At 63.6% G+C, this 26,115-nt stretch carries 19 protein-coding genes; 12 read left to right on the top strand and 7 right to left on the bottom strand.

Annotated features, from left to right (window positions below):
- Nucleotides 1-39 precede the first annotated feature (39 nt).
- Nucleotides 40-933, top strand: a complete 894-nt coding sequence (locus NKI22_RS08185) for a LysR family transcriptional regulator (protein ID WP_023720226.1) — start codon at nucleotides 40-42, stop codon at nucleotides 931-933.
- A gap of 274 nt (nucleotides 934-1,207) precedes the next feature.
- On the opposite strand, the gene NKI22_RS08180 is transcribed toward NKI22_RS08185, so the two are convergent.
- The 6 genes from NKI22_RS08180 to flaF all read right to left on the bottom strand — a co-directional run bounded on the left by NKI22_RS08180 (nucleotide 1,208) and on the right by flaF (nucleotide 7,345).
- The gene (locus tag NKI22_RS08180) at nucleotides 1,208-1,453 is read right to left on the bottom strand and encodes a MoaD/ThiS family protein (RefSeq protein WP_352787873.1); all 246 of its coding nucleotides are present in this window, start codon (nucleotides 1,451-1,453) and stop codon (nucleotides 1,208-1,210) included.
- Nucleotides 1,453-3,717 (bottom strand): xanthine dehydrogenase family protein molybdopterin-binding subunit, encoded by a 2,265-nt coding sequence (locus tag NKI22_RS08175; RefSeq protein WP_352494729.1) that lies wholly within the window; start codon nucleotides 3,715-3,717, stop codon nucleotides 1,453-1,455. Before NKI22_RS08175 ends, NKI22_RS08180 begins: the two co-directional genes overlap by 1 nt.
- A 2-nt stretch (nucleotides 3,718-3,719) precedes the next feature.
- On the bottom strand, nucleotides 3,720-4,196 hold the full coding sequence (locus tag NKI22_RS08170; protein WP_023720228.1) for a (2Fe-2S)-binding protein: 477 nt from the start codon (nucleotides 4,194-4,196) through the stop codon (nucleotides 3,720-3,722).
- Nucleotides 4,196-5,056 (bottom strand): FAD binding domain-containing protein, encoded by an 861-nt coding sequence (locus NKI22_RS08165; RefSeq protein ID WP_352958358.1) that lies wholly within the window; start codon nucleotides 5,054-5,056, stop codon nucleotides 4,196-4,198. Before NKI22_RS08165 ends, NKI22_RS08170 begins: the two co-directional genes overlap by 1 nt.
- A gap of 138 nt (nucleotides 5,057-5,194) precedes the next feature.
- Nucleotides 5,195-6,838, bottom strand: a complete 1,644-nt coding sequence (locus NKI22_RS08160) for an MFS transporter (RefSeq protein WP_023720230.1) — start codon at nucleotides 6,836-6,838, stop codon at nucleotides 5,195-5,197.
- A 171-nt stretch (nucleotides 6,839-7,009) separates the two neighbouring features.
- Nucleotides 7,010-7,345 (bottom strand): flagellar biosynthesis regulator FlaF, encoded by a 336-nt coding sequence (flaF, locus tag NKI22_RS08155; protein ID WP_352481979.1) that lies wholly within the window; start codon nucleotides 7,343-7,345, stop codon nucleotides 7,010-7,012.
- 525 nt (nucleotides 7,346-7,870) lie between these two features.
- Between flaF and NKI22_RS08150 the strand changes: the two genes are divergently transcribed.
- Complete coding sequence (locus NKI22_RS08150) at nucleotides 7,871-9,058, top strand: TMEM43 family protein (protein WP_352815607.1); 1,188 nt, start codon at nucleotides 7,871-7,873, stop codon at nucleotides 9,056-9,058.
- Between the two features lie 21 nt (nucleotides 9,059-9,079).
- Here the strand turns inward: NKI22_RS08150 and NKI22_RS08145 are convergent, their stop codons facing one another.
- Nucleotides 9,080-10,111 carry a histone deacetylase family protein gene (locus NKI22_RS08145; protein WP_352481981.1) on the bottom strand — a complete coding sequence of 344 codons (1,032 nt, stop codon included), beginning with the start codon at nucleotides 10,109-10,111 and terminating at the stop codon, nucleotides 9,080-9,082.
- Nucleotides 10,112-10,252: 141 nt separating this feature from the next.
- Here NKI22_RS08145 and NKI22_RS08140 point away from each other — a divergent pair, with 141 nt between their 5' ends.
- The 10 genes from NKI22_RS08140 to NKI22_RS08095 all read left to right on the top strand — a co-directional run bounded on the left by NKI22_RS08140 (nucleotide 10,253) and on the right by NKI22_RS08095 (nucleotide 26,112).
- Nucleotides 10,253-11,920: an amidohydrolase gene (locus tag NKI22_RS08140; RefSeq protein WP_352815608.1), complete on the top strand. Its 1,668-nt coding sequence runs from the start codon at nucleotides 10,253-10,255 to the stop codon at nucleotides 11,918-11,920.
- 139 nt (nucleotides 11,921-12,059) lie between these two features.
- Entirely contained in the window at nucleotides 12,060-13,160 is a 1,101-nt protein-coding gene (locus NKI22_RS08135; RefSeq protein ID WP_352815610.1) for an ABC transporter ATP-binding protein, read from the top strand.
- Nucleotides 13,160-14,089, top strand: coding sequence for an ABC transporter permease (locus NKI22_RS08130; protein ID WP_352590641.1), 930 nt, complete (start codon nucleotides 13,160-13,162; stop codon nucleotides 14,087-14,089). The genes NKI22_RS08135 and NKI22_RS08130 overlap by 1 nt, the downstream gene beginning before the upstream one ends.
- A complete protein-coding gene (locus NKI22_RS08125; RefSeq protein ID WP_352590644.1) occupies nucleotides 14,082-14,894 on the top strand; it encodes an ABC transporter permease in 813 nt (270 codons plus the stop codon). Before NKI22_RS08130 ends, NKI22_RS08125 begins: the two co-directional genes overlap by 8 nt.
- 42 nt (nucleotides 14,895-14,936) lie before the next feature.
- Nucleotides 14,937-15,965, top strand: coding sequence for an extracellular solute-binding protein (locus NKI22_RS08120; RefSeq protein ID WP_352590647.1), 1,029 nt, complete (start codon nucleotides 14,937-14,939; stop codon nucleotides 15,963-15,965).
- A 62-nt stretch (nucleotides 15,966-16,027) separates the two neighbouring features.
- Nucleotides 16,028-17,224, top strand: a complete 1,197-nt coding sequence (locus NKI22_RS08115) for a serine hydrolase domain-containing protein (RefSeq protein WP_352815612.1) — start codon at nucleotides 16,028-16,030, stop codon at nucleotides 17,222-17,224.
- Between the two features lie 24 nt (nucleotides 17,225-17,248).
- On the top strand, nucleotides 17,249-18,430 hold the full coding sequence (locus NKI22_RS08110) for a serine hydrolase domain-containing protein (RefSeq protein ID WP_352787860.1): 1,182 nt from the start codon (nucleotides 17,249-17,251) through the stop codon (nucleotides 18,428-18,430).
- Nucleotides 18,431-18,550: 120 nt separating this feature from the next.
- Complete coding sequence (locus NKI22_RS08105; protein WP_352787858.1) at nucleotides 18,551-20,863, top strand: Tex family protein; 2,313 nt, start codon at nucleotides 18,551-18,553, stop codon at nucleotides 20,861-20,863.
- A gap of 238 nt (nucleotides 20,864-21,101) precedes the next feature.
- A complete protein-coding gene (locus tag NKI22_RS08100; protein ID WP_352958355.1) occupies nucleotides 21,102-22,292 on the top strand; it encodes an acyl-CoA dehydrogenase in 1,191 nt (396 codons plus the stop codon).
- 448 nt (nucleotides 22,293-22,740) lie between these two features.
- The gene (locus tag NKI22_RS08095) at nucleotides 22,741-26,112 is read left to right on the top strand and encodes a transglutaminase family protein (RefSeq protein ID WP_352815615.1); all 3,372 of its coding nucleotides are present in this window, start codon (nucleotides 22,741-22,743) and stop codon (nucleotides 26,110-26,112) included.
- The last annotated feature ends 3 nt before the right edge of the window (nucleotides 26,113-26,115 follow it).

The raw sequence follows: 26,115 nt of genomic DNA, 5'->3' as shown, positions 1-26,115 counted from the left end.
TATCTGCTCATGATATAAATATCCGACGGGAGGTACCCTATGCAGCGCGATGGCATGAAGGATCTGCTATGGTTCGTGGCGGTCGCGCGGGAACGGAGCTTCACCAAGGCGGCGGCCAAGCTCGGAACCTCGCAGTCGACCCTGAGTTCGACAATCAAGGAGCTTGAAGCTCGTCTCGGCGTCCGCCTGCTGACACGTACGACGCGGAGCGTCGCACCGACCGAGGCCGGCGAGCGACTTTTCCAATCTCTTGTTCCCCGCTTCGAGGAAATCGAAGCGGACCTCGCAAGCCTGGTGGCCTTTCGCGACAAGCCCTCCGGAACGGTCCGTATCACGCTTTCCGACCATGCGCTCCAGACGACCGTCTGGCCGAAGCTGCAGCCCTTGCTCAGCGACTATCCTGACGTGTGCGTCGAACTCTACAGCGACAACGGCATGAAGAACATTGTGGAGGAGCGCTTCGACGCAGGCGTGCGGCTTGGTGAGAGCATCGACAGGGATATGATCGCAGTGCGCATCGGGCCGGATTGGAGGCTCGTGGCCGTGGCTTCGCCGGAGTACTTTTCCCGCCATCCGGTTCCGACCGCACCGCAGGATCTGGTCGATCATGACTGCATTAATATGCGGCAGGCGACGTTCGGCGGATTATATGCCTGGGAATTCGCCAGGGATGGCCGCGACCTTCGTGTGCGCGTGGAAGGCCAGCTCACCTTCAATTCGTCCATTCCCATGATCGAGGCTGCGATAAGCGGTTTCGGGATCGCCTATGTCCCGGAAAACCTCGTCAGCCACCACATCGCCAAGGGATGCCTTAGGCTCGTGCTTGACGACTGGAGTCCGCCATTTGCGGGCTATCACCTCTACTACCCGAGCAGGCGACAGCTCTCGCCTGCGATGGCGGTGATCATTGAGGCGCTCCGCCATCGCATCTGACTCCCAAGACTGTGCCTATGAATCATGAAGCTGACATTGGTAAATGGTAGGTTCTGATCCAAGCCATTTGACTTCTACGCTGCGGGCGGCTGCTTTCGCCTCAAAGCAGACGTGTAGCTCGCTCGCCTCTATGTCTGTGATTGACACAGAAGCAGTCATCGAAAAGGAGCCAAACTCGCCGGCTGAACTGGCCAAGAATTCTCGTGGATAGCCAAGGTTTTTCTCGAGCCTAGGCCAAGTCTTGGTCGTCGATGGTAGGGACACGGTTGTCCAGTTATCCCCCGGCAAGACGCGGCAGCAGGAATATCTCCGCCCCTTCCGGCAGCTCCTTCGACCAGGTGTCGCGATAGATCGTACCGTCGATAGCGACGGCGATGCCGCGATCGATGTAGGGCTCGAGGCCGGGATACTGCTCAGCCAGCTTCCTGAACAGCTCCCGAATATCCTTCGCCTCGATCTTGACCTTGTTCTTGCCTCCGGCGATCGCGCCGAGCGATCCCCAGAGCGTTACTTCAACCATCAGCCTTCCCGTTCCGCCTCGATCGCCGCCAGGATGCGCGGCGGCGACATCGGTATATGCGCCATGCGCACGCCGACCGCGTTCGAGACTGCATTGGCGATCGCCGCCAGCGGCGGCACGATCGAGGTCTCGCCGACGCCGCGCACCCCGTAGGGATGGTTAGGGTTGGGGATCTCGAGGATCTGTGTGTCGATCATCGGCAGGTCCGAGCAGACCGGGATGCGGTAGTCCAGGAAGCCAGGGTTCTGCAGCCGCCCGTCCTTGCCGTAGATGTACTCTTCGTTGAGCGCCCAGCCGATGCCTTGCGCGGCACCCCCCTGGTACTGCCCCTCGACGTAGGTCGGATGCACCGCCTTGCCGGCGTCCTGAACGACGGTGTAGCGCAGCACCCTGGTGAAGCCGGTCTCCGGATCCACCTCGATATCGCAGATATGGGTGGCGAAGGAGACGCCGGCGCCGTCGGCGACGAGCTCGCTGTGGCCGGCGATCGGTCCGCCCGTCTTTCCGGAAGCGGCCGCGATCTCCTTCAGCGACAGCGCAGCAAGGTTGCCGTACTTCTCGCCCCTAGCGATCGCGTGGCCCTTTTCCCAGACCACGTCGTCGACCGGGATGTCCCACGTCTGCGCGGCGCGATCCCGCAGGATCTTGATGGCGTTGCGAGCGGCGGAGATCGTCGCCATCGAAGACGAGAAGGTGCCGCGGCTGCCGTCCGTCATATCGTTGTAGCCGAGGCTGGAGGTATCGGCGACCACCGCCTTGACCTGCTCATAGGGGATACCGAGCTCCTCTGCCGCCACCAGCGAAAGCGAGGCGCGCGAGCCACCCACGTCAACGGTTCCGACGGCAAGCGAGACCGAACCGTCCATGCCGATGTTGAGGTCGGTGCAGGTCTGGCCACCGAAGTTGAACCAGAAGCCGCAGGCCATGCCGCGGCCCTGGTTCTTGCCGAGCGGCGCCTTCATGTGCGGATGGCTCTTCGCCGCCTCCAGCGTTGGGCCGATGCCGATCGGGCCGTATACCGGGCCGTAGGACGATCTGGTGCCTTCCTGCGCCGCGTTCCTGATCCGGAACTCGACCGGGTCCATGCCGATCTCCTTGGCCAGCTCGTCGACCGCGCTTTCCACCGCAAACGCCGCCATCGGTGCCGACGGCGCGCGATAGGCCGCCGTCTTGGGCCGGTTGACCAGCACTTCGTAGCCGACCGTCCTGACGTTCTCGAGCTTGTAGCAGGCAAAGGCGGTCATGGCGCCGATCTCAGCCCACATGCCGGCATAGGGGCCGCAGGAATAGCGCAGCGTGGCCTCGGCCGCCGTGATCGTGCCGTCCTTACGGGCGCCGATCCTGACGTCGATCGAGGTGGCGCTAGTCGGGCCGGAGGCGCGGAACACCTCGTCGCGCGTCATGACCAGCTTGACCGGCCGGCCGGCTTTGCGCGACAGCGCCAGCGCCACCGGCTCGGCCCAGACATGGGTCTTGCCGCCGAAACCACCGCCGATCTCCGACGAGGTGACGCGCAGCTTCGAGGCCTCCATGCCAAGCAGCTGGGCGCAGTGCTGGCGATAGACGAAATGCCCTTGCGTGCAGACCCAAAGATCGGCGGTGCCGTCGGAGCTGAAATTGGCGACGCAGGCATGCGGCTCGATATAACCCTGGTGCGTCTGCTCGGTCTTGAAGGAGCGTTCGACGACGAAATCGGCCTGGCCGAAACCTTCATGGATGTCGCCATGGCCGTACTGGGTGCGCTTGGTGACGTTGGAAGGCTTGACGGGCTTTTGCTCAAGGCCCTCGGTGAAGATGGCGTCGTTGAGCACGGGTGAGGAGTGCTTCATCGCCTCGTCGACGTCGGTGACATGCGGCAGCACCTCGTAGTCGACCTCGATCAGCTTCAGTGCCTGCCTCGCCGTGCGGGCATCGACCGCAGCGACCGCGGCCACAGCATGGCCGTCGTAGAGCGCTTTCTTGCGCGCCATGCAGTTGTCGAGGATGTCGTACATGGCGGCATCGCCGTCGGTGAGGTCGGGCAGGTCGGCCGCGGTGATCACCGCCTTGACGCCGGCGAGCTTCTCCGCCTTCGACGTGTCGATCTTCCTGATCGTGGCATGCGCATGGGGGCTTCTGAGAACGCGCCCGACTAGTTGCCCGGCCATGTTGAAGTCGGCGCCATAGCGTGCGCGGCCCGTCACCTTGTCGACGCCGTCGGGACGGATGGGGCGCGTGCCGACAGAGGTGAAATTGCGTCCGGAGTAACGTGGATCGAAATTCATCGTCATGCTCCCTTCATCACGCTCGCGGCGTCCTGAACGGCACGCACGATCTTGTCATAGCCGGTGCAGCGGCAGAGGTTCCCGGCGAGGCCGAAGCGGATCTCCTCCTCGGTCGGATCGGGGTTCTTGGCCAACAGGTCCTTGGCCGCCATGAGGAAGCCCGGCGTGCAGATGCCGCATTGAAGCGCGGCGTGTTCCAGGAATTTCTGCTGCAGCGGATGCAGCTTGTCGCCATGCGCCATGCCCTCGATGGTTTCGATGCGCCGCCCTTCAGCCTCCGCGCCGAGCACCAGGCACGAGCACACCAGCCGGTCGTCGAGGATGATGCTGCAGGCGCCGCAGTCGCCGGTGCCGCAGCCTTCCTTGGCGCCCGTCAGCCCCAGGCGATCGCGCAGGACATCGAGCAGCGTCTCGTCCGGCTGGCAAAGGTACTCGACATTGTCGCCATTGATTGTCGTTGATACTGCCACACCAGCCATCATTTGCCTCCTGCACGTGCATAGGCGGTCGTGGCGGCCCGCTTGGCCAGCACACCCGCAACTTTCCGTCTGAATTCGATAGTGCCTCGCTTGTCGTCGATCGGACGACAGGCCCCCGAGCAGACCTTGGCGAGCCTCTCCAGCGTGGCTTCGTCCAGCTTGGAGCCGATGAGAACCTCGGCGGCCTCCTCGACCAGAATCACCGTCGGCGCCACGGCGCCCAGCGCCAGGCGGGCGAATTTGACGCGACCTTGCTCATCGAGCATCAGGTTCACGCCGACGCTTACCACGGCGATGTCCATCTCCGTGCGCGGAATGAAACGCAGATAGGCATCGCCCGAACGCGGCAGACGTTTGTCGAGCAGGATTGCCTCGATGATCTCGCCCTTGGTCAGCGACGTCTTGCCCGGCCCAGTCGGTACCGCTTCCACGGCAATCGTGCGCCTGGCTCCCGGGCCGACGACCACCGCCTTGGCGCCAGCGGCTACCAGCGCCGGCACGCTGTCGGCGGCCGGCGAGGCGTTGCACAGATTGCCGACGATGGTGCAGCGTCCCTGCACCTGCTTCGAGCCGATCAGCTTGGCCGCTTCGACGACGCCGGGCCATGCCTTCTTCAGGGCCTTGCTCTCGCCCAGCATGGCGCACGGGACCGCCGCGCCGATGCTGAAGCCCTCGGCTGTTTCCCTGATCTCGCCAAGCCCATCGATCGCCTTGATGTCGACGATCAAGTCGGGTTCGATAAAGCCGCCTTTCATTCTCACCAAGAGGTCGCTGCCTCCGGCAAGGAGGGCGGCCGTGCCGGCTGAGCCGGCCAACAGGCCGGCGGCGTCTTCAATTGAAAGCGGACGTATGTAACGCATCGTCTCCCCTTAGTGGTCATAATCACATCAACTGATATAAACCGTCTCTCCACAATGGCCATCCCATTCGTACATTCGCGGATTGGGCCAGGCGCCGCAATTTTCATTTGCTCGTCCAACTGGACGCGCCGCCAGCCACTAATGCTCGATCGGTCCCTTCGGCATCACCAGCGCCGTGCCGGCTGTCGTCGGCCGCTCGATCATGCGGCGGACGCGGGGTGGCTCGTTGCCGCTGTGCAGGGCCCTTATACGCTCGCCGATGACCGCGTCGGCGTAGGTGGCGCGCCTGTTGTGGCGGATATATTCGACCCAGGTTGGCGTGTGGTAGTGCTCGATCCATATCGAGGGATTTTCGAGATCGCGCGCCAATGTCCAGTTGCGGGCGCCGTCACGCCGGCGGATGCGGCCCCGTTCGGCCATGGTGGCGAGGAATTCCGGCACGTCCTCGTTGCGGATCACGTATTCGATCATGATGGCGATGGGACCACTGCGCGGCTTGAGATCAAGCGCCAGATGCGGCTCCTGGAAGCGGTTAAGCGGATCGAGGTTGAGCACGGCCTGCTGCGGCAGCGGCAGCAGCAGGCCGATGGCGCCTCCCGCCAGCATCGCGACGCTGGCCGCCATCAGGGCGACTTCGGCGCCATGGGCGTCGGCAACCACGCCCCAGACCCAGCTGCCGAGCGCGATACCGCCGAAGGTTGCGGTCTGGTAGACCGAAAGCACGCGGCCGACCACCCAGCGCGGCGTCGACATCTGCACGGTGACATTGAAGTGCGAAAGCGCTGTCACCCAGCAGGCGCCGCCGACCAGCAAGCCGAGTGACGTCTGCCAGGCATTCTCGCTGACGGCGGCATTGAAGGCGCAGAGCGCGAAACCGGCGAATGCCATGCGCACCATGGTTTCGCTGGACAGCAGCTGCCGCAGCCTGACGCTGGTCAGCGCGCCGCCGACGGCGCCGATGCCGAAGGCGCCGAGCATGATGCCGTAGCTCAAGGCGTCGCCCTTGACGACGTCGCGCGCGACCAGGGGAAGCAGTGCCAGGACCGCGCCGGCGCTGAAGCCGAAGGCCGAGCTCCTGACCAGCACCTTGCCGATATTGGGCGACATCGCGACGTAGCGCAGGCCAGCGCCCATTGCGGCGCCCAGCGTCTCGCGCGGCAAGGTCGATGCCGGCAGTTCCGGCCTCCAGCGGGCCAGCACGACGATGAGGCCGACATAGCTCAGCGTGTTGACGGCAAAGGCCGCGGCGGCGCCTGCGGCGGCAACGATGATGCCGCCGATCGCCGGGCCGACGCTGCGCGTCAGGTTGAAGCCCATCGAGTTGAGCGCGATCGCCGCCGGCACCTTGGGACGAGGCACCATGTCGCCGACCGAAGCCTGCCAGGACGGGCTGTTGAGCGCGGTGCCACTGTCGATCAGGAAGGTGAAGGCGAGCAGCGTCCACGGCGTCATCAGGTCGAGATAGGTGAAGACGGTGAGAAGAGCCGAGACGGCGAGCATGAAGATCTGCGCGATCAGCATGATTTTGCGCCGGTTGAAACTGTCGGCGATGGCGCCGGCCAGCAGCGCGAAGAGCATGATCGGCAAAGTGGTCGAGGCCTGGACCAATGCGACCTGGTAGGACGAGGTAGCGATCGTAGTCATCATCCAGGCGGCACCGACGCCCTGGATGAGGCCGCCGAAATTGGAGACGAGGCTGGCGGACCACACCGCCCGGAAGATGCCGTGCCGGAACGGCGCCAGCGCCGAGGCGCTTTCGCTTTCCGGTGTGTCGTCGTTCATCGATGCTTTCCCGGGCTCAAATGCGTTTGTTCTTGCGATGAATCGGCCCCTCAAGCCATGGATTCAAAAAATAGAACATCACAGCGCAAAGGGCGAACGCATTCTCGAGAAAGTCATGGTCCAACAACAAGATAGCGAGCGCGGAGCCCGTCCGCGCGCGCCATAGCGGGCTCACTGCATGCCGTCCCTGACGATCGCCGCCACTTCGATCAAGCCTTCGAAATTGTCGGTGCGGCCCTGGCGGATGTCTTCGGTTTCGCGCAGCAGCCACAAACCGATCGAGATGAGATTGGCGCGCAGCTCCGTGGGCAGGGCGCTGTCGCCAGAGCGGAGATCTTCGACGAAGGCGGTCCAGACGCGACTGGTGAAATGCAGGGCCTCGGCCGCTTCCAGCGAATCGCGGCCAGCCGCCATCGCCGCCAACAGCATGTGGATCGAACGGCTAAGAAGCTGCCGATGCCTGGCCCCGGCAGCGGTCTGCATTTCGGCTCGGGGGAATTGATACATCGTTGCTGCTCTACCGCTCCGTCGGCGTTGTCAGGTCAGGAAACTCAACAGATCGAGTTGCGAGATTTGATCCAGATGCTGGCATCGCCAGCTGCCGAATACGCATCACTTCACCAGGGACACCACCACGCGACGCCGCGCACAAAATCGCACCTGTTGCAGGGAGCGCGAATCCGGCTCCGGAATGGTTCCGGAACATGAGGTTTTGGTGGTCGCCGCGCCCCCCGAGGAACGGCTGATTCGGCTACAATCTAACCGTAGACGAATCCGACATCAAACGCGATTTGACTGAAACGAATTCCATCGGTCGAGGCGCTCCGACGGTACATTTTCGAAGCGCCCGTGTGCTTTGCGGCGGTCGGATCCAACTGCAAGTGTGCCGTATCGGCAGTTCGTCGATTGCGATAGGCTCCTGCTGTCGGGACGGATGGGGCGTCTGTCTCGGTTTGGGGTAACGCCGGTTGCATGCCACTGCGCGACAGAGCGCGGATTCGTGAAACTGGCTTTGGGGAATTGGGGGAAACAATGGGCGATTCAATTCAGGAAATAACGTCCGTCTCGTGGTTCGGGCGGATCAAGCGCGCGGTCGGCGGGATCGTTTTCGGCTTGCTCTTGATCGTGCTGATGGTGATCGGCCTGTTCTGGAACGAGGGTCGCGCCGTGCAGACGGCGCGTTCGCTGGCCGAGGGGTCGGGCGCGGTGATCTCGGTTGGCGCCGATAGCATCGATGCTGGCAATGACGGTAAGCTTGTCCATGTCACCGGGGCGGTGACGGCGAGCAGCGGCCTTGCCGATCCGGACTTTGGCATTTCGGCGCAAGGATTGCGGCTGTCGCGCAGCGCCGAGATGTACCAGTGGAAAGAAGAACAGAAATCCGAGACGACGAAGAAGCTTGGTGGCGGCGAGGAGACGGTGACGACCTACAGCTATTCGAAAGTGTGGGACGACAGCCAGATCAACTCGTCGGAGTTCAAGAAGCCGGACGGCCATGAGAATCCGCCGATGGAGATCCACAGCACGAGGTTCCAGATCCCGGACGGCAAGCTCGGTGCCTTCACGCTCGACCGGCCGGTGCTGGACCTGATCGGCGGCGACAAGGAGTTTTCACTGTCACCGGACCAGTCGGCTACCATCGATGCCGCCTACACCGGCACCAAGCGGGTCAACATCGTCGACGGAAAGATCTATCTCGGCTTCAACACCACGTCGCCGGCGCTGGGCGACTATCGCATTGGCTACGAGTTGGCGCCGCTCGGCCTGGTCAGCGTCGTCGCGCGCCAGGCAGCGGGCGGGTTCGAACCCTACCAGACAAAGGCCGGCGACCAGTTGCTGATGGTCGACATCGGCAATGTGCCGGCGGAAAAGATGTTCGCCGACGCGGTCAGCCAGAACACGCTTATCACCTGGCTGCTGCGCGCCGCCGGCCTGCTGCTGTTGGCCATCGGCTTTGCCCTGCTGCTCAGCCCGATTGGCGTCGTCCTCGACGTTATTCCTTTGCTCGGCAGCGTGGCGCGGATGGGCACCGGCATCATTGCCTTTTTCCTGGCGATCCTGGTCGGCACGACGACGATGGCGATCGCCTGGTTCTGGTACCGGCCGGTGCTGGCGGCAGGCATCCTGGCCGCCGGCGTCATCGCGGCGGCGGCGGTCTATTATCTTGGCCGCTCGCGCAGGCAGGCCGCACCGCTTGCCACGCCGAGCGCCGCTACATGATTGCAGGCACCGGCGGCACTTCTAGCGGTCCTCGAAGCCGGTCAGCACGCCGACGGCGTTGACGCCGATCTCCTCGACGGCGTAGCCGCCTTCCATGACGAACAGCGTCGGCAGGCCGAGCCTGGCGATGCGGCGGCCGATTCTGGGATAGTTTTCCGTTTTCAGCTTGAACTGGCTGATCGGGTCCTTCTCGAAAGTGTCGACGCCGAGTGAAACCACGACGACGTCAGGAGCATAAGCCGAAAGCCTCGTGCAGGCCTCCTCGAGTGAGGCGTTCCACACGTCCCAGCCGGTGCCGAAGGGCATCGGATAATTGTCGTTGAAGCCTTCGCCGTCGCCCTCGCCGCGTTCGTCGGCATGGCCGAGAAAGAACGGATATTCGGTCATCGGATCGCCATGCAGGTTCAGCACCTGCACGTCGCCGCGGCGATAGAATATCTCCTGGGTGCCGTTGCCGTGGTGATAGTCGATGTCGAGGATCGAAACGCGCCCGGCGCCATGGTCGCGAAACCTTTGCGCGACGACGGCGGCGTTGTTGATGAAGCAATAGCCGCCCATGAAGGCCGCCCCTGCATGGTGCCCCGGCGGGCGGCACAGCGCGAAGGCGGAAGGCTCACCGGCCTTGACCAGCGCGGCGGCTGTCAGCGCGACATCATAGGACGACTTGATAGCGTCCCATGTGCCTTTGACAAAAGTCGCGCCGCCGTCGAAGGAGTAGAAGCCGAGCAACGCATCGATGCCTTTCGGGCGCACGTCGCCGCGCAGGCCGCGCGTCGGCCAGGTGAAGGGAATGGCCGAACCGGTGCGGCCCGACGCTTCCCAGAGCGGCCACACGGTCGGCAGGAAATCGATGTAGTCGCTGGCATGAACCTTCTTGGCGGCGGCGAGGTCGTGACTTTCCGGTGACAGGATCGGACCGAGCTTTTCGCTCTCCACCCGCGCCCTGATGAACTCGGCGCGCGAGGGCTTTTCAAAAGCCGGCACGATGGCGCCGGCGATCAGTTCGACATTGCCGGAATGGCCGGCATGGAGAGGCGAAAAAACAGTCTTCATGAAATCTTTCCGTGGTGAGACGCGGCGACCCTAACCGTCCTGCATGGCCCTTCACAAGGCGCTGGGCCAACCAGCCATGGCTTGCTGGCACGGCAGCCGGTCGTCTAGCCTGCCGGCAGCGCAACCAAACCGTGGGAAATCATGAGTTCAAATGCCGACCTGATCGTCACCAATGCCCGCGTGCTGACCATGGATGAAGGCAATCCGACGGCCGAAGCGGTGGCGATAAAGGACGGCAACATCCTGGCGGTTGGCGACCGCCGGACGATCGAGGCGCTGAAAGGGCCGGCCACGAAGGTCATCGATGCGCAAGGCGGGTCGGTGGTTCCGGGCTTTATCGAAGCGCATATGCATCTTTTCGGCGGCGCGGCCGAACTCGACAATCTGCACCTTCAGGGCGTGCATGGCTTCGATGCGCTGAGCGACGCGATCCGCGCCTACGCGGCGGCACGGCCGAACGCCAAATTGCTGCTGGGGGCCGGCGTCGACTACACTATCCTTTCCAAGGAAGAGCCGGTCACCCGCCATCATCTCGATCGCATCATCGCCGACCGGCCGTTCGCGATGTCGGCTTCCGATCACCACACGATGTGGGCCAACACAAAGGCGCTGGAACTGGCTGGCATCCTGCACGGCAAGCAACTCGGTCCCGGCAACGAGATCGTCATGGGAGCGGATGGCCTGGCGGCGGGCGAATTGCGCGAGGGCGAGGCGTTCGGGCCGATCCTCGAGCTTTCCGGGCAGAACCGCGTGCGGCTCGGCCTTGCGACAGGCGGCGAGCCCGAGCCGTGCCCTTCCGCCGCCGAAGTCGCTGCCGATCGCGACCTGATGCATCGCGGGTTGGAATGGTGCGCCCGCCACGGCATCACCTCGATCCAGAACATGGACGGCAATTTTTACCAGCTCCAGCTGCTAGCCGGGCTGGAACAGGAAGGGCGGCTGCTCTGCCGCACCAAGATACCTTTTCATTTCAAGAATTTCATGACGCTCGACGTGCTGGAAAAGGCATCGAGCATGGCCAACTCCTACCAATCGGAATGGCTGTCGTCCGGCATGGTCAAGATGTTTTACGACGGCGTGCTGGAAGGCTGGACCGCGGTCATGGTCGACGACTATGCCGACCGGCCGGGCTGGCGCGGTGAGCCGCTGTTTACGCCCGAGCATTTCGCCGAGGTGGCGCTGGAGGCCGACCGGCGCGGCCTGCAGATCGCCGTGCATTCGATCGGCGACGGCGCGGTGCGCGCGGTTCTCGACGGTTACGAGGCGGCGCAGCGGAAGAACGGCAGGCGCGACAGCCGGCACCGGGTCGAGCACATCGAGGTCACCACTGCCGCCGACGTGCCGCGCTTCGCCGAACTCGGCGTCATCGCCTCGATGCAGCCGCCGCACCCGCCCGGCGCCATGGACTTCCCGCTGGAGCCGACGCTTTCGCGCATCGGCCGCGAAAGATGGCCGCTGAGCTATGCCTGGCGGACACTGAAACAGGCGGGCGCGCATGTCGTCTTCGCTTCCGACTGGCCGGTGTCGCGGGTCGACCCGATCCTGGGCATTCAGGCGGCGGTGCTGCGCAAGCCTTGGGCAGAGGGCGATCCAGACCAGAGCTTCTCGCTGATCGAGGCGCTTGCCGGTTATACGGTCGAAGGTGCCTATGCCGAATTCATGGAACACCGCAAAGGCCGGCTGAAACCAGGCTATCTGGCCGATCTGGTGGTGCTGTCGGCCGATATCGAGGCAACTGAACCGGGTTTGCTACACAAGGTGCATCCGGTCAGCACCATCTGCGGCGGCAAGATCACTTACCAGGGTTGATGATGACGCTGACGATGGCACGGAGCTTGCATTCTGAACCGAGGTCCAGATGCATGGTTGCCAAGCCGACCGGCATATGCTGACAATCGAATGGGAACTGGATCCGCCATCAAGAGCGGACATGAAAATGGGGTAATGCGTGCCGGATCAACCGGGTAAGAGTGCAATCGAGGTCCGCGGCGTCCGCAAGGTGTTCGGTACCGGGGACGCCCAAGTCGCCGCTCTCGACACGGTTTCGGTGTCGATCCGCGAGAACGAGTTCTTCACGCTGCTGGGGCCGTCGGGCTGCGGAAAGACGACGCTGCTGCGGCTGATCGCCGGCTTCGATTTTCCCAGCGAAGGCGAAATCCTGCTGCACGGGCACGACATCGCGCCGCTACCGCCGTTCAAGCGGCCAGTCAACACCGTGTTCCAGTCCTACGCGCTGTTCCCGCACATGACCGTGGCCGAGAATATCGGCTTCGGCCTGGAGATGCTGGGCAAGCCGAAGACCGAAATCAAGGCGCGCGTCGCCGAGATGCTGAAGCTGGTCAAGATGGAGGCGCTGAGTGCCCGCCACACCAGCCAGATCTCCGGCGGCCAGCAGCAGCGCGTGGCACTGGCGCGCGCGCTGGCACCGCAGCCAAAAGTGCTGTTGCTCGACGAGCCGTTGTCGGCACTCGACTACAAGCTGCGCAAGGAAATGCAGATCGAACTGAAACGGCTGCAGCACCAGACCGGCATCACCTTCATCTTCGTCACCCATGACCAGGAAGAAGCGCTGACCATGTCGGACCGCATCGCGGTGATGTCGGCCGGCAAGATCCTGCAGGTCGGCACGCCCTGGGACATCTATGACAAGCCGGCCGAGCGCTTCGTCGCCGACTTCATCGGCGAAACCAATTTCCTCAAGGGCACTGTCGTGTCGAAGAAATCCGGTATCGCGATGGTGAAGATCGCCTCCGAAGCGACGGTGGCGGCGGGATTTCCGGAAAACTTCGACCCTTCCGGCGCGGTGACTGTTGTGGTGCGGCCGGAACACGCCGATCTCGTCGCCGATGCCGCCAAGGGCATGGTCTCGGGAACCCTGGCAAATGTCGTCTATTTCGGCACCGACACCCACTATCACGTGAAGCTCGACGGCGGCGACGATTTCATCGTGCGCCACCAGAACAGCCGCTCGGGCGCCGTCTCATTCGAGCCGGGCGCCAAGGTCGGTGTCGTGTTCGAGGACGATGGCGCGCGCATTTTGAGGGATTGATGGCAGTCACGTTTTCCAAGGCGGCGGTATTCGAAGCGGAGGCGGAGAAAGCCACTGCAAGGCGCCACCGCCTGCTTTCGCTACCGGCTTTGGTAATCATCGGCATCTTCGGCGTGCTGCCGCTTCTCATCATCCTCATCTATTCATTTCTCGCCGCAGCACCCTATGGCGGGGTGCAGTGGAAGTTCTCGACAGACGCCTATCTGAACTTCCTGTTCCAGCGCGATATTTTCGACGACACGCTGCAGTTCACGCCGGATTTCCTGATCATCTATTTGCGCTCGTTTCTGTTTGCCGTGGTGACGACGATCATCTGCCTGCTGCTCGGCTTTCCGACCGCCTATTTCATGGCGACGCGACCGCCGGCGCAGCGCAACTGGTGGGTGCTGCTGATGACCATCCCATTCTGGTCGAACCTTCTGGTGCGCACGCTCGCCATCATGTTCATCATCCGCGACGAAGGCCTCATCAACAACGCGCTGATGGCACTGGGGGTGATCGAGAAGCCGATCACCATGCTCTACACCAACTTCGCCATCCAGCTCGGCCTGCTCTATTCGTTCCTGCCGTTCATGGTGCTGCCGCTCTATTCCAGCCTGGAGAAGCTGGATTTCCGGCTGGTCGAGGCCGCCTACGACCTCTACGCGACACGTCGGCAGGTGCTGTGGCGCGTGATCATCCCGCTGTCGCGGCCCGGCATCATCGCCGGCTGCCTGCTGGTCTTCATTCCGGCCCTCGGCGCTTATGTGACGCCGCTGATCCTGGGCGGCGGCATCCATCTGATGATCGGCGATCTCATCGCCCAGCAGTTCGGTTCCGGGCGCAATTGGCCGCTCGGTTGCGCGCAGGCGCTGATCCTGATGGCCGCGGTGCTGGTGGCGCTCTACTTCTATGTCCGCAACACGTCGGGGAAGATGGCGCATGGCTGACCCCCGCAGTGCCGATATCAAGGACCAGCCGGGGTTCCGCTCGATCGCCATCATCTGCCTCTGCGTGCTCTACGCGCCGATCCTGATCCTGATGATCTTTTCGCTGAATACAGGGTCTCTGGTGACGCGTTGGGAGGGCATCGGGTTCGGCTGGTATGGCAGTGCGCTGTTCAACCAGGAATTCCACAACGCCGCCAAGAACACGCTGATCATCTCTGTCACCGCCACGATCGTTTCGACGATCGCCGCGACGCTGGCGGCAATCGGCATGACCCGGGTGAAGCCGTGGCGCGGGCTGTCGGCCGCCTTCATGGTCATCAACCTGCCGCTGATGGTTCCGGAAATCATCACAGCGGTGGCGACGCTCTCTTTCTTTGCGCTGATCGCGGGCACTTTCGGGCTCAATTTCGGCATCGGAAATCTGATCCTCGCCCACACCGTTTTTTGCATTCCATTCGCCTATATGCCGATCCGGGCGCGGCTCGAGGACATGGACCTGACGCTCGAAGCTGCGGCGGCCGACCTCTATGCCACGCCGTGGCATGCTTTCAGGCGCATAACGCTGCCATTGCTGGTTCCCGGCATCCTGTCAGGTGGGGCGCTCGCCTTTATCGTCTCCTTCGACGATTTCACCATCACGCAGCTGGTCGCCGGCCCCGGGCAGACGACGCTGCCCCTCTACATCTGGAACCAGATCAGGCGGCCAATGACGCCGGAGATAAATGCCATCTCCACCATCCTGCTGCTGGTTTCGATCCTGTTCGTCTCAATCTCGTTCCTGATCGCGCGCCGACGCGCCAAGTAAATTATAGGCCAGTGAATCAATGCGAAGGCAAAGGAGAGTGTGATGTCTAGGAAAATGATGGCTGCCGTGTCGACGGCGGCGCTTTTATGGGCGGTGCCTGCGCTCGCCGACGGTGAGCTGCACATCTACAATTGGGGTGACTACACCAACCCGAAGCTGATCGAAAAATTCGAAAAACAGTACAACGTCAAAGTGACGCTGGACGACTACGATTCGAATGAGACGATGCTGTCGAAGGTACGCGCCGGCAATTCCGGCTATGACATCGTCGTCCCTTCCGACTACACCGTGAAGATCATGATCGATGAGGGCCTGCTCGAAAAGACCGAGCCCAATGCGATGCCGAACGGCAAGAACCTCGACCCGCGCTTCGTCGACATCTACTGGGACAATGGCCGTCACTACACCGTCCCGTGGCAATTCGGCACCACTGCGTTCGAAGTCAACACCGACAAATACAAGGGCGACATCGACACGCTGGCGATCCTGTTCGATCCGCCAGACGAGTTGAAGGGCCAGATCAACATGCTCGACGATGTCAACACTGTGATGCATGCGGCCGAGCGCTATGCCGGCGTGCCGCGCTGCGGCGCCGACAAGGCCAATCTGAAGAAGGTCAACGACATACTGATGGCCGCCAAGCCGTCATGGAAGACCTTCAGCTACGACACCATCACCAAGATCACCTCCGGCGACGTGATCGTTACCGAGGCTTGGAATGGCGCAACCTATCGTGCGCGCCAGAAAATCCCGGCGATCAAATATGCCTATCCCAAGGAAGGCATCGAAGGCTGGATGGACAATGTCGCCGTGTTGAAGGGCGCCAAGAATCTCGAAAACGCCAAGCTGTTCCAGGATTTCGTCATGGCTCCGGAAAACGCGGCGCTGATTTCGGAATTCGCCGGCTACGACAACGGCATTGCCGGCAGTCACAAGTTCCTGCCGCCCGATTTCGCCAGCGCGCCGGAAATCAATCCGCCGGCCGATGCACCGGCGGCGGAATTCGTACCGCCTTGCCCACCGGAAGTGGTCGAGATCTACAACAAGATCTGGACCAATTTGCGCAAGTAGCCTTGCTCTAGGATCAGACTGAAGGGAGGCTTCGGCCTCCCTTCCTTGCGCAAGGGGGTTGGATGAAATCTTACCGCAACAGCGAACCGGCGCCGCCGATCATGCAGGGTTCGCCGCCGCAGATGGTTCCGCCGAAGCTCGACTCGGACCGGCCGCCATGGAACCGATGGGCGTTCCAGCATATCCGCGAAATTCTGCCGACCGTCGAAGTCTGGCGCGGCAACGGCCATCGCCACAGGCTGGACCGGGCCGAGGTCGATTTCGATGCGCTGCCGGTGAGCGACAGCACGGGTAAGGCGACGACGCTGGCCGGGCTGCTCGACGAGACCTACACCGACGGGTTCCTCGTGCTCAAGGACGGCAAGGTCGCCTATGAGCGCTACTTCAACGGCATGACCGAGCGCACGCTGCATCTGTCGCAGTCGATGGCGAAGTCGGTCACCGCATCGGTGTTCGGCATACTGGTCGGACGCGGGCTGATCGATCCGGCTTTGCCGGTGACGACCTATCTGCCGGAGCTGGAGGCGACCGGCTGGGCAGGCGCCAGTGTGCAGCATGCGCTCGACATGACGAGCGGGGTGAGCTTTTCCGAGGAATACACCGATCCCTATTCGGACATCGGCCAGGTCGATGTCGCCACCGGCTGGAAGCCGGTGCCGCCGGACAGCGATCCGGCCTTCCGCTGGCCGTCGCACATGTTCGAGCTGATCCTGGGGCTTAAGGAAAAGAGCCGACCGCACGGCGCTGCCTTCGAATACCGCTCGATCGAGACCGACGTGCTTGCCTTCATCATGGAACGGGTGAGCGGCAAGCGCCTGGCGCAGCTGGTCTCGGAAGAGCTCTGGCAAAAGCTCGGCGCGGATGAAAGTGCCTGCTTCACCGTTGACAGCGCCGGTTATGCAGTTGCCGACGGGGGCTTCAACGCCACGCTGCGCGACTATGGCCGCTTCGGCCAGCTGATCCTCGACAATGGCGGCGGCGTCGTGCCGGCCGACTGGATCGAGGCGACGCGCAATGGCAGGCATGGACCGGACTTCAGTCCCAGCCTGCCGGAAGGCAGCTACCGCAACCAGTTCTGGATCGAGGACCCGCGCTCGCGGGCACTGATGTGCCGGGGCGTGTTCGGGCAGCTGATCCATATCGACTGGAACATGAAAATGGTCGTGGTGAAGCTTTCGAGCTATCCGGATTTTACCAACGTCGCCTATTCGGTGGCGACTTTGAAAGCCGTGCACGCGATCGCCGCGGCGCTCGCCTAGAACGCCAAGACCGAAGGAAGCGCCATGACCGGCAAGACCGCGTTCGAAACGAGATATGGCTTTGCCCGAAACCAGGTGCTGCTCGGCAATTGGCGAGAAAGCCCGTTCAGCCGGTGGTCGTTCCAGAATGCCGGCGAGCTGGTGCCGAGCGCTGCCGTGGCGGCAAAGCCGGGCAGCAGCGAGGCGCCGGCGCAGGATTTCGGCGAGCTACTTGGTGAAAAGGTCGCTCTTGCAGGCGGCGCGGAGACTGTCGCAGCTTTTCTCAAGCGCTCCGATACCGACGCGCTGACGATCATGAAAGGCGGCAAATTCGTCGGCGACTGGTTCGCACCGCATATGGAGTTCGGGGCGCGCCACATCGTCTTTTCGATCAGCAAGTCGCTGACCGCGATTGTTGCCGGGATATTGGCAGGCGAGGGGATTTTCGATCCGCAGGCTCCGGTAAGCCGCTATCTGCCCGAAGCTGCCGGCTCGGCCTATGGCGATGCGAGGGTGCGGCACGTGCTCGACATGGGTGTCAGCCTCGACTTCGAAGAGGCCTATCTCGATCCGGAAAGCGCCTTCGCCCGCTATCGCCGCGCCATGCTGTGGAATCCAGGCGGGGGCACCGAGAGCCTGGCCACTTTCCTCATGACGCTGCAGGGCCTGGCCGAGCCGCATGGCCGGACGTTCCGCTACCGTTCGCCCAATTCCGACCTGCTCGGCATCCTGCTCGAACGTGCGTCGGGCCGGCGCTTCGCCGATCTGATGCGCGAGAAATTATGGGCGCCGCTCGGCGCTGTCAGCGAAGCTTCGGTAACCGTGGACATGGAAGGCACGGCGCGTACGGCCGGCGGCATTTCGGTGACGCCGCGCGACCTCGCCCGGGTCGGCGAGATGATGCGGCAAGGCGGCATGGCCAATGGCTGCCGTATCGTGCCGGAGAGCTGGGTGCGCGACACGACCGAAACTGGCGGTGACGCCGAGGCTTGGCAACGCGGCACGATGGCGTTCCTGTTTCCGCGTGGCCGCTATCGCAACAAATGGTACCAGACGGGCGCGGCAAGCGGCGCCTTCTGCGGCATCGGCATCCACGGCCAGTGGCTGTACGTCAGTCCGAAGGCCGAAATGGTAATCGCAAAGATGTCGTCGCAGCCGGTACCGGTCGACGATCCGCTCGATCTGGATATTCTTTCTTTCTTCGAGGCGCTGAGCCGGATGGTCTGATCCGATCCAGACAGCCGCGCCTTTCCTGTGGACCTCTCGCCGGGTTGAAAATGGCGCGGTTGGCGCATCGGTGCTCTGCGCCTATGGTCGCGTCTCTTTTCGACAAACAGCAGGATCGACATGGCATCCGACATCAAGCGCATCGCAACCATCATAGCCGCCGAGATCGGCGCCCGGCCCGAACAGGCCGCGGCGGCGATCGGCTTGCTCGACGACGGTGCGACCGTGCCGTTCGTTGCCCGCTACCGCAAGGAGGTCACCGGCGGCCTCGACGACACGCAGTTGCGCGACCTCGCCGAGCGGCTCGCCTATCTGCGCGAGCTCGACGCGCGCCGCGACACCATCGTTGGTTCGATCCGCGAGCAGGGCAAGCTAACGGAAGAGCTTGAGGCAAAGATCGCTGCGGCCATCACAAAGGCCGAGCTCGAAGACATCTACCTGCCTTACAAGCCGAAGCGCCGGACCAAGGCCGAGATCGCACGCGAGCGCGGACTGGGACCGCTGGCGGAAACTATCCTGGCCGATCGTGCGGCCGTGCCGGCCGAGCTGGCGCTGGCCTACATCAGCGAAGACGTGGTCGATACCAAGGCAGCGCTCGAAGGTGCACGCGATATCCTGTCCGAACAGTTCGCCGAGAACGCCGACCTGGTCGGCAAGCTGCGTGCCTACATGAAGGAACGCGCCTTCCTGCGCTCGCGCGTCATCGACGGCAAGCAGGAGGCCGGCGCGAAATTCTCCGACTATTTCGACCATGTCGAGCGCTGGGCCAACGTGCCGAGCCATCGCGCGCTGGCCATGCTGCGTGGCCGCAACGAGGAGGTGCTGTCGCTCGATATCGAGGTCGATGCCGACGATGCCTCGCCGGTGAAACCGGTCGAGCGGATGATCGCCGACGCCTACGCCATCGGCCGCCAGTTGCCAGGCGACCGGTGGCTGATGGAGGTCGCCGGCTGGACCTGGCGCATAAAGCTGTCGCTGCACCTGACGCTCGATCTGATGCGGGACTTGCGCGAGCGGGCCGAGGAGGAAGCAATCCATGTCTTCGCCCGCAATCTCAAGGATTTGCTGCTTGCCGCGCCCGCCGGCTCACGGCCGACGATGGGCCTCGATCCGGGCATCCGCACCGGGGTCAAAGTGGCGGTGGTGGACGGCACCGGCAAGGTTCTGGCGACGACGACGGTCTATCCGTTCCCGCCGAAGAACGATGTCCGCGGCACGCAGGCCGAACTGGCCAAGCTCATCCGGCTGCACAAGGTCGAGCTGATTTCGATCGGCAACGGCACTGGCAGCCGCGAGACCGAAAGGCTGGTGGCCGACATGCTGGCTGATATGCCGGCCGGGTCCGGGCCGAAGCCGCTCAAGGTGATCGTCAGCGAGGCCGGCGCCTCGGTCTATTCGGCGTCGGCAACGGCGGCGGCGGAATTTCCCGGCCTCGACGTGTCGCTGCGCGGGGCGGTGTCGATCGCGCGGCGCCTGCAGGATCCGCTCGCCGAACTGGTCAAGATCGAGCCGAAGTCGATAGGCGTCGGCCAGTATCAGCACGATGTCGACCAGTACCGGCTCGGCCGCTCGCTGGAAGCGGTGGTCGAGGATGCGGTCAACGCCGTCGGGGTCGATCTCAACACGGCGTCGGCGCCGCTTCTGGCGCGGGTTTCGGGTCTCGGCACATCGCTGGCCGAAGCGATCGTTGCGCATCGCGATGCCTCCGGCCCGTTCGCCAGCCGCCGCGAACTGTTGAAGGTGGCGCGGCTCGGACCCCGCGCGTTCGAGCAATGCGCCGGCTTCCTGCGCATTCCCAATGGTAGCGAACCGCTCGATGCCTCAGCCGTGCATCCGGAGGCCTATGGCGTGGCGAAAAAGATCGTCGCCGCCTGCGGGCGCGACCTCCGCTCGCTGATGGGCGACAGCGCCGCACTCAAGGCGCTCGATCCGCGCGTCTTCGTCGATGAACGCTTCGGCCTGCCGACGGTGCGCGACATCCTGTCGGAGCTGGAAAAGCCCGGCCGCGATCCGCGCCCCGGCTTCAAGACCGCGACCTTTGCCGACGGCATCGACGACATCAAGGATCTGAAGCCCGGCATGCAGCTTGAAGGCACCGTCACCAATGTCGCGGCCTTCGGCGCCTTTGTCGATATCGGCGTGCACCAGGACGGATTGGTGCACGTCTCGCAACTGGCCGACCGTTTCATCAAGGACGCGCACGAGGTGGTCAAGGCCGGCGACGTGGTCAAGGTGCGTGTCGTCGACGTCGATATTAAGCGCAAGCGCATCGGCCTGTCGATGCGCAAGGACGGCGACGGTGGCGCACCGAAGCCGCGCGACAATGGCAACAGGCCGGTGCCGCGCGCGCCCACGCCCCAACGCCAGCCGGAGCGGCCGGCGCAGCAGGGCGCGTTCGGCGCCGCTTTGGCCGATGCGTTGAAGCGGAAGTAATTTCGCGAGCCGGGCTGTGGCAGGTCATACGGCGGCGCTCGACATTGATGATCCATCACCAATGCTCATGGATCGGCGAAGCTATTTCGTTTGATTTTTTGGGGACGGAAGCCGATAAGCCGCGCGTTTCAAGATTTCTGTTTGATGCATGTCGTTATCCCCAAGCTGCCGAACACCCTCGGGTCAGGCCCGTGGGCAAGCTTTGGGCGACATGCATGAGTTTGGGAGACCGAGAGCCATGGCCGCCGATAAGAATGCATTCGTCTGGGACGATCCTTTCCTGATCGAGGACCAGCTTTCGGAAGACGAGCGCATGGTGCGTGATGGCGCCGCGGCGTTTGCCGCCGACAAGCTCGCTCCGAAGATCGAGGAAGCCTATCTCGAGGAGAAGACCGACGCCGGGATCTTTCGCGAAATGGGCGAGGCCGGTCTGCTCGGCATCACCATCCCCGAGGAATATGGCGGGCTCGGCGCCAACTACGTCACCTACGGGCTGGTGGCGCGCGAGGTCGAACGCGTCGATTCCGGCTATCGCTCGATGATGAGCGTGCAGTCGTCGCTGGTGATGTATCCGATCCATGCCTATGGCTCGGAAGAGCAGCGCAAGAAATACCTGCCGAAGCTGGCGTCGGGCGAATGGATCGGCTGCTTCGGCCTGACCGAGCCGGATGCCGGTTCCGACCCGGGCGGCATGAAGACGCGGGCCGAGAAGACTGCGAGCGGCTACAGGATCTCCGGCTCGAAGATGTGGATTTCCAACGCCCCGATCGCCGACGTGTTCGTCGTCTGGGCAAAATCGGCCGCGCATGACAACGAGATTCGCGGCTTTGTCCTGGAAAAGGGCATGAACGGGCTGTCGGCGCCGAAGATCGGCGGCAAGCTGTCGCTGCGAGCGTCGATCACCGGCGAAGTGGTGATGGAAGGCGTCGAAGTCGGCGGGGACGCGCTGCTGCCCAATGTCTCGGGCTTGAAGGGGCCGTTCGGCTGCCTCAACCGCGCGCGCTACGGCATCTCCTGGGGCGCCATGGGCGCGGCGGAGGATTGCTGGCACCGCGCCCGCCAGTATGGCCTCGACCGCAAGCAGTTCGGCAAGCCGCTGGCCGGCACGCAGCTTTTCCAGAAGAAGCTCGCCGACATGCAGACCGAGATCGCGCTCGGCCTGCAGGGCAGCCTGCGCGTCGGGCGGCTGATGGATGAAGGCAAGATGGCGCCGGAGATGATCTCACTCGTCAAGCGCAACAATTGCGGCAAGGCGCTCGACATCGCCCGCCAGGCCCGCGACATGCATGGCGGCAATGGCATCCAGATCGGCTACCATGTCATGCGCCACGCCCAGAACCTGGAAACGGTCAACACCTATGAGGGCACGCATGATGTGCATGCGCTGATCCTCGGACGGGCGCAGACCGGGTTGCAGGCGTTCTTTTAGCATTGGCAGATGTCCTCCGCTTCCAGGACGCCACTGCTTGGCATCTTCCCTCGCAAAGCGGCAGATCGGCAATTTTCGCCGACGGTGCCACATTTTGTTCTTGCTTTGTGCCGGCAGCTATGCTACTAATTTGGCTATGGTGCTAATTGGCACCGGCGACCCGCCCACCGAGGCGGGTTTTCTTTTCAGCTCTTTTGGACCACGCATCGCGCGTGCTGCCGATCATCGATATCGGCGGGACAGCGCCCGGTGCTGACCCGCCGGCCTTCGGCTCTGCAGCGTTGCAACGTCTGCCGCCACGCTGCGGAATCCCAGGGTCGGCGCTCCGTTTGTGAGGCTGTGAAGGCTGCTTAATTTAGGTGCAGCGCAACATCTCTGCTTGGAGAATGGTCAGCATTCGTGTCAGGGTTCAGCGAACTCCTTTTGAAACGCCGACTTCAGGGGCACCATGGCAATTCTGGCAGCCGTCTATCACCTGACCCACTACAAATACGACCGGCCGGTCGTATTGGGCCCGCAAGTCATAAGGTTGCAGCCTGCGCCGCATTCCCGCACCAAAGTGCTCAGCCATTCGCTGAAGGTCGGGCCGGCAAACCACTTCGTCAATCTGCAGCAGGACCCCTACGGCAATTTCCTTGCCCGCTTCGTCTTCCCCGAGCCGGTAACGGAATTGAAGATCGAGGTCGATCTCGTTGCCGACATGACGGTCTACAATCCGTTCGATTTCTTCGTCGAACCGTCGGCCGAGACGTTTCCGTTCGAATACCCGGAAGAGATCAGGGACGATCTGACCATCTACCGGACGCCGGAACCGGCAGGGCCACTGTTGCAGGCGTTCCTCAAAACCATCGACCGCAGTGCGACCAATACCGTCAATTTTGTCGTCGACCTCAATGCGCGGCTGCAGCGCGAGATCGCCTATATCGTGCGCATGGAAACCGGCATCTTCTCGCCCGAGGAAACGCTGGCCGCCGGCAAGGGATCGTGCCGGGATTCCAGCTGGCTCCTGGTGCAGATACTGAGGAACCTCGGCATCGCCGCGCGTTTCGTCTCCGGCTATCTGATCCAGCTCAAACCCGACCTCGTCGCGCTCGACGGACCGCCCGGTACGGCGACCGATTTCACTGACCTCCATGCCTGGTGCGAGGTGTATCTGCCGGGCGCCGGCTGGATCGGCTTCGACCCGACCTCCGGCCTGCTTACCGGCGAAAGCCATGTGCCGCTCGCGGCAACGCCGCATTTCCGCAATGCCGCGCCGATCTCCGGCATGGCGAGCTTCGCCAATGTCGAATTCGGCTTCGACATGCGGGTCGACCGCATCGCCGAACATCCGCGCATCACCAAGCCGTTCTCCGACGAGAGCTGGCAGGCGCTCGACGCGCTGGGCGTCGAGGTCGATGCAGCACTCCAGGCCGGCGACGTGCGGCTGACCATGGGCGGCGAGCCGACCTTCGTCTCAATCGACGATTTCGAGGCGGCCGAGTGGAACACCGCCGCCGTCGGGCCAACAAAACGCGAAAAGGCCGATGCGCTGATCCGCCGGCTGCGCGAACGCTTCGCGCCGGGCGGCTTCCTGCATTACGGACAGGGCAAATGGTACCCCGGCGAAAGCCTGCCGCGCTGGACGTTCTCGCTTTACTGGCGCACCGACGGCGAGCCGGTGTGGAGCGATCCGTCACTGATCGCACATGAAAAGAGCGAGGCGGATGTCGGACCGAAGCAGGCCGAGAGCCTGCTGACCGCGATTGCCGACGAACTCGGCATCGACAAGACGATGGTCAGCGAAGCCTATGAGGATCCGGCCGAATGGCTGCTCAAGGAAGGCAAGCTGCCGGACAATGTCGATCCCTCCAATTCGAAGCTGGAGGACCCGGAGGAGCGCAGCCGCATGGCGCGGGTGTTCGAACGCGGGCTGACCAAGCCGTCGGGCTACGTGCTGCCCGTCCAGCGCTGGAACAGCCAGGCTTCCGGACCGCGCTGGCGCTCGGAGAAGTGGAAGACGCGGCGCGGCAGGCTGTTCCTGGTGCCCGGCGATTCGCCGGTCGGCTACCGCCTGCCGCTCGGCACGCTGCCTTATGTGCCGCCGGCGCAGTTCCCCTATATCGTACCGGTCGATCCATCGCTGCCGCGCGGACCATTGCCGGCGCGTGAGGCGATCTTGCCCGGTGCTGCTTCTTCGCCCGCTCCGGCCGAACTGGAAGGCGCCGACGAAATGGCGCGACGCCAGCAGGCGGTCTCCTTCACGGCCGTTACCGGCCAGCAAGACCGCGTCGAACAGGAGATTACCGAGATCGGCGGCGCCGTGCGCACAGCGCTTTCGGTCGAGCCGCGCGACGGACGGCTTTGTGTGTTCATGCCGCCGGTCGAGGCGCTGGAGGACTATCTCGAACTGGTCGCGGCGGCGGAGAACGCGGCAAGGGCTATCGGCCTGCCGGTGCATATCGAGGGCTACGGCCCGCCGCACGATCCGCGCCTCAATGTCATCCGTGTCGCACCCGATCCCGGCGTCATCGAGGTCAATATCCACCCCGCCGCGAATTGGCAGGATTGCGTGGCGACGACCACGGCGATCTACGAAGAGGCGCGGCAGACGCGGCTTGGCGCCGACAAATTCATGATCGACGGCCGTCACACCGGCACCGGCGGCGGCAACCACGTCGTCGTCGGCGGTGCCACGCCCAATGACAGTCCGTTCCTGCGCCGCCCCGACCTGTTGAAGAGCCTGGTGCTGCAATGGCAGCGGCATCCGTCGCTATCCTATCTGTTCTCCGGCCTGTTCATCGGCCCGACCAGCCAGGCGCCGCGCTTCGACGAGGCACGACACGATTCGCTCTACGAACTCGAGATCGCGATGGCGCAGGTGCCGCATCCGGACAAGGGCGCGGCACCCCTGCCGTGGCTGGTCGACCGGCTGTTCCGCAACCTCCTGACCGACGTGACGGGCAATACGCATCGCTCCGAAATCTGTATCGACAAGCTGTTTTCGCCGGACGGGCCGACCGGCCGGCTGGGGCTGGTCGAATTCCGCGGCTTCGAGATGCCGCCCAACGCGCGCATGAGCCTGGCGCAGCAATTGCTGGTGCGCGCCATCATCGCCCGGGCCTGGAAGAACCCGCTCGACGGCCGCTTCGTACGCTGGGGCACCTCGCTGCACGACCGTTTCATGCTGCCGCATTATGTCTGGGCGGATTTTCTCGATGTGCTGGACGACCTCAAGCTGAACGGCTTTGCGTTCCGTCCGGAATGGTTCGACGCCCAGCTCGAATTCCGCTTTCCGTTCTGCGGCGAGGTCCAGCATGCCGGCATCAAGCTGGAGCTCAGGCAAGCACTGGAGCCTTGGCATGTGATGGGCGAGCAAGGCGCGATCGGCGGCACGGTGCGCTTTGTCGATTCCTCCGTCGAACGGCTGCAGGTGAAGACCGAGGGGCTCAACCCGGAACGTCACGCCGTCGTCTGCAACGGCCGCCGGGTGCCGATGAAGGTGACCGACAACCGCGAGATCGCGGTGGCCGGCGTTCGCTTCAAGGCCTGGCAGCCGGCGTCGGGCCTGCATCCGGCGCTGCCGGTCAACACGCCGCTGGTCTTCGATATCTATGACCGCTGGTCGGGCCGCGCGGTTGGCGGTTGCGTCTACCATGTGGCACATCCCGGCGGGCGCAGCTACGACACGTTCCCGGTCAACGGCAATGAAGCGGAGGCGCGGCGGCTCGCCCGCTTCGAGCCGCGTGGCCATACTCCGTCCGGCTATGTGCTGCGCAACGAAGAAGCCTCTGAAGATTTCCCGATGACCCTTGACCTTCGGCGGCCGCAAAGACTCTGATCA

It is taken from the genome of Mesorhizobium sp. M0778, from assembly GCF_040320105.1.
Classification (GTDB): Bacteria; Pseudomonadota; Alphaproteobacteria; order Rhizobiales; family Rhizobiaceae; genus Mesorhizobium.
Note: the sequence above shows the minus strand (reverse complement) of the source record. Positions and strands in the feature narration are given on the sequence as shown.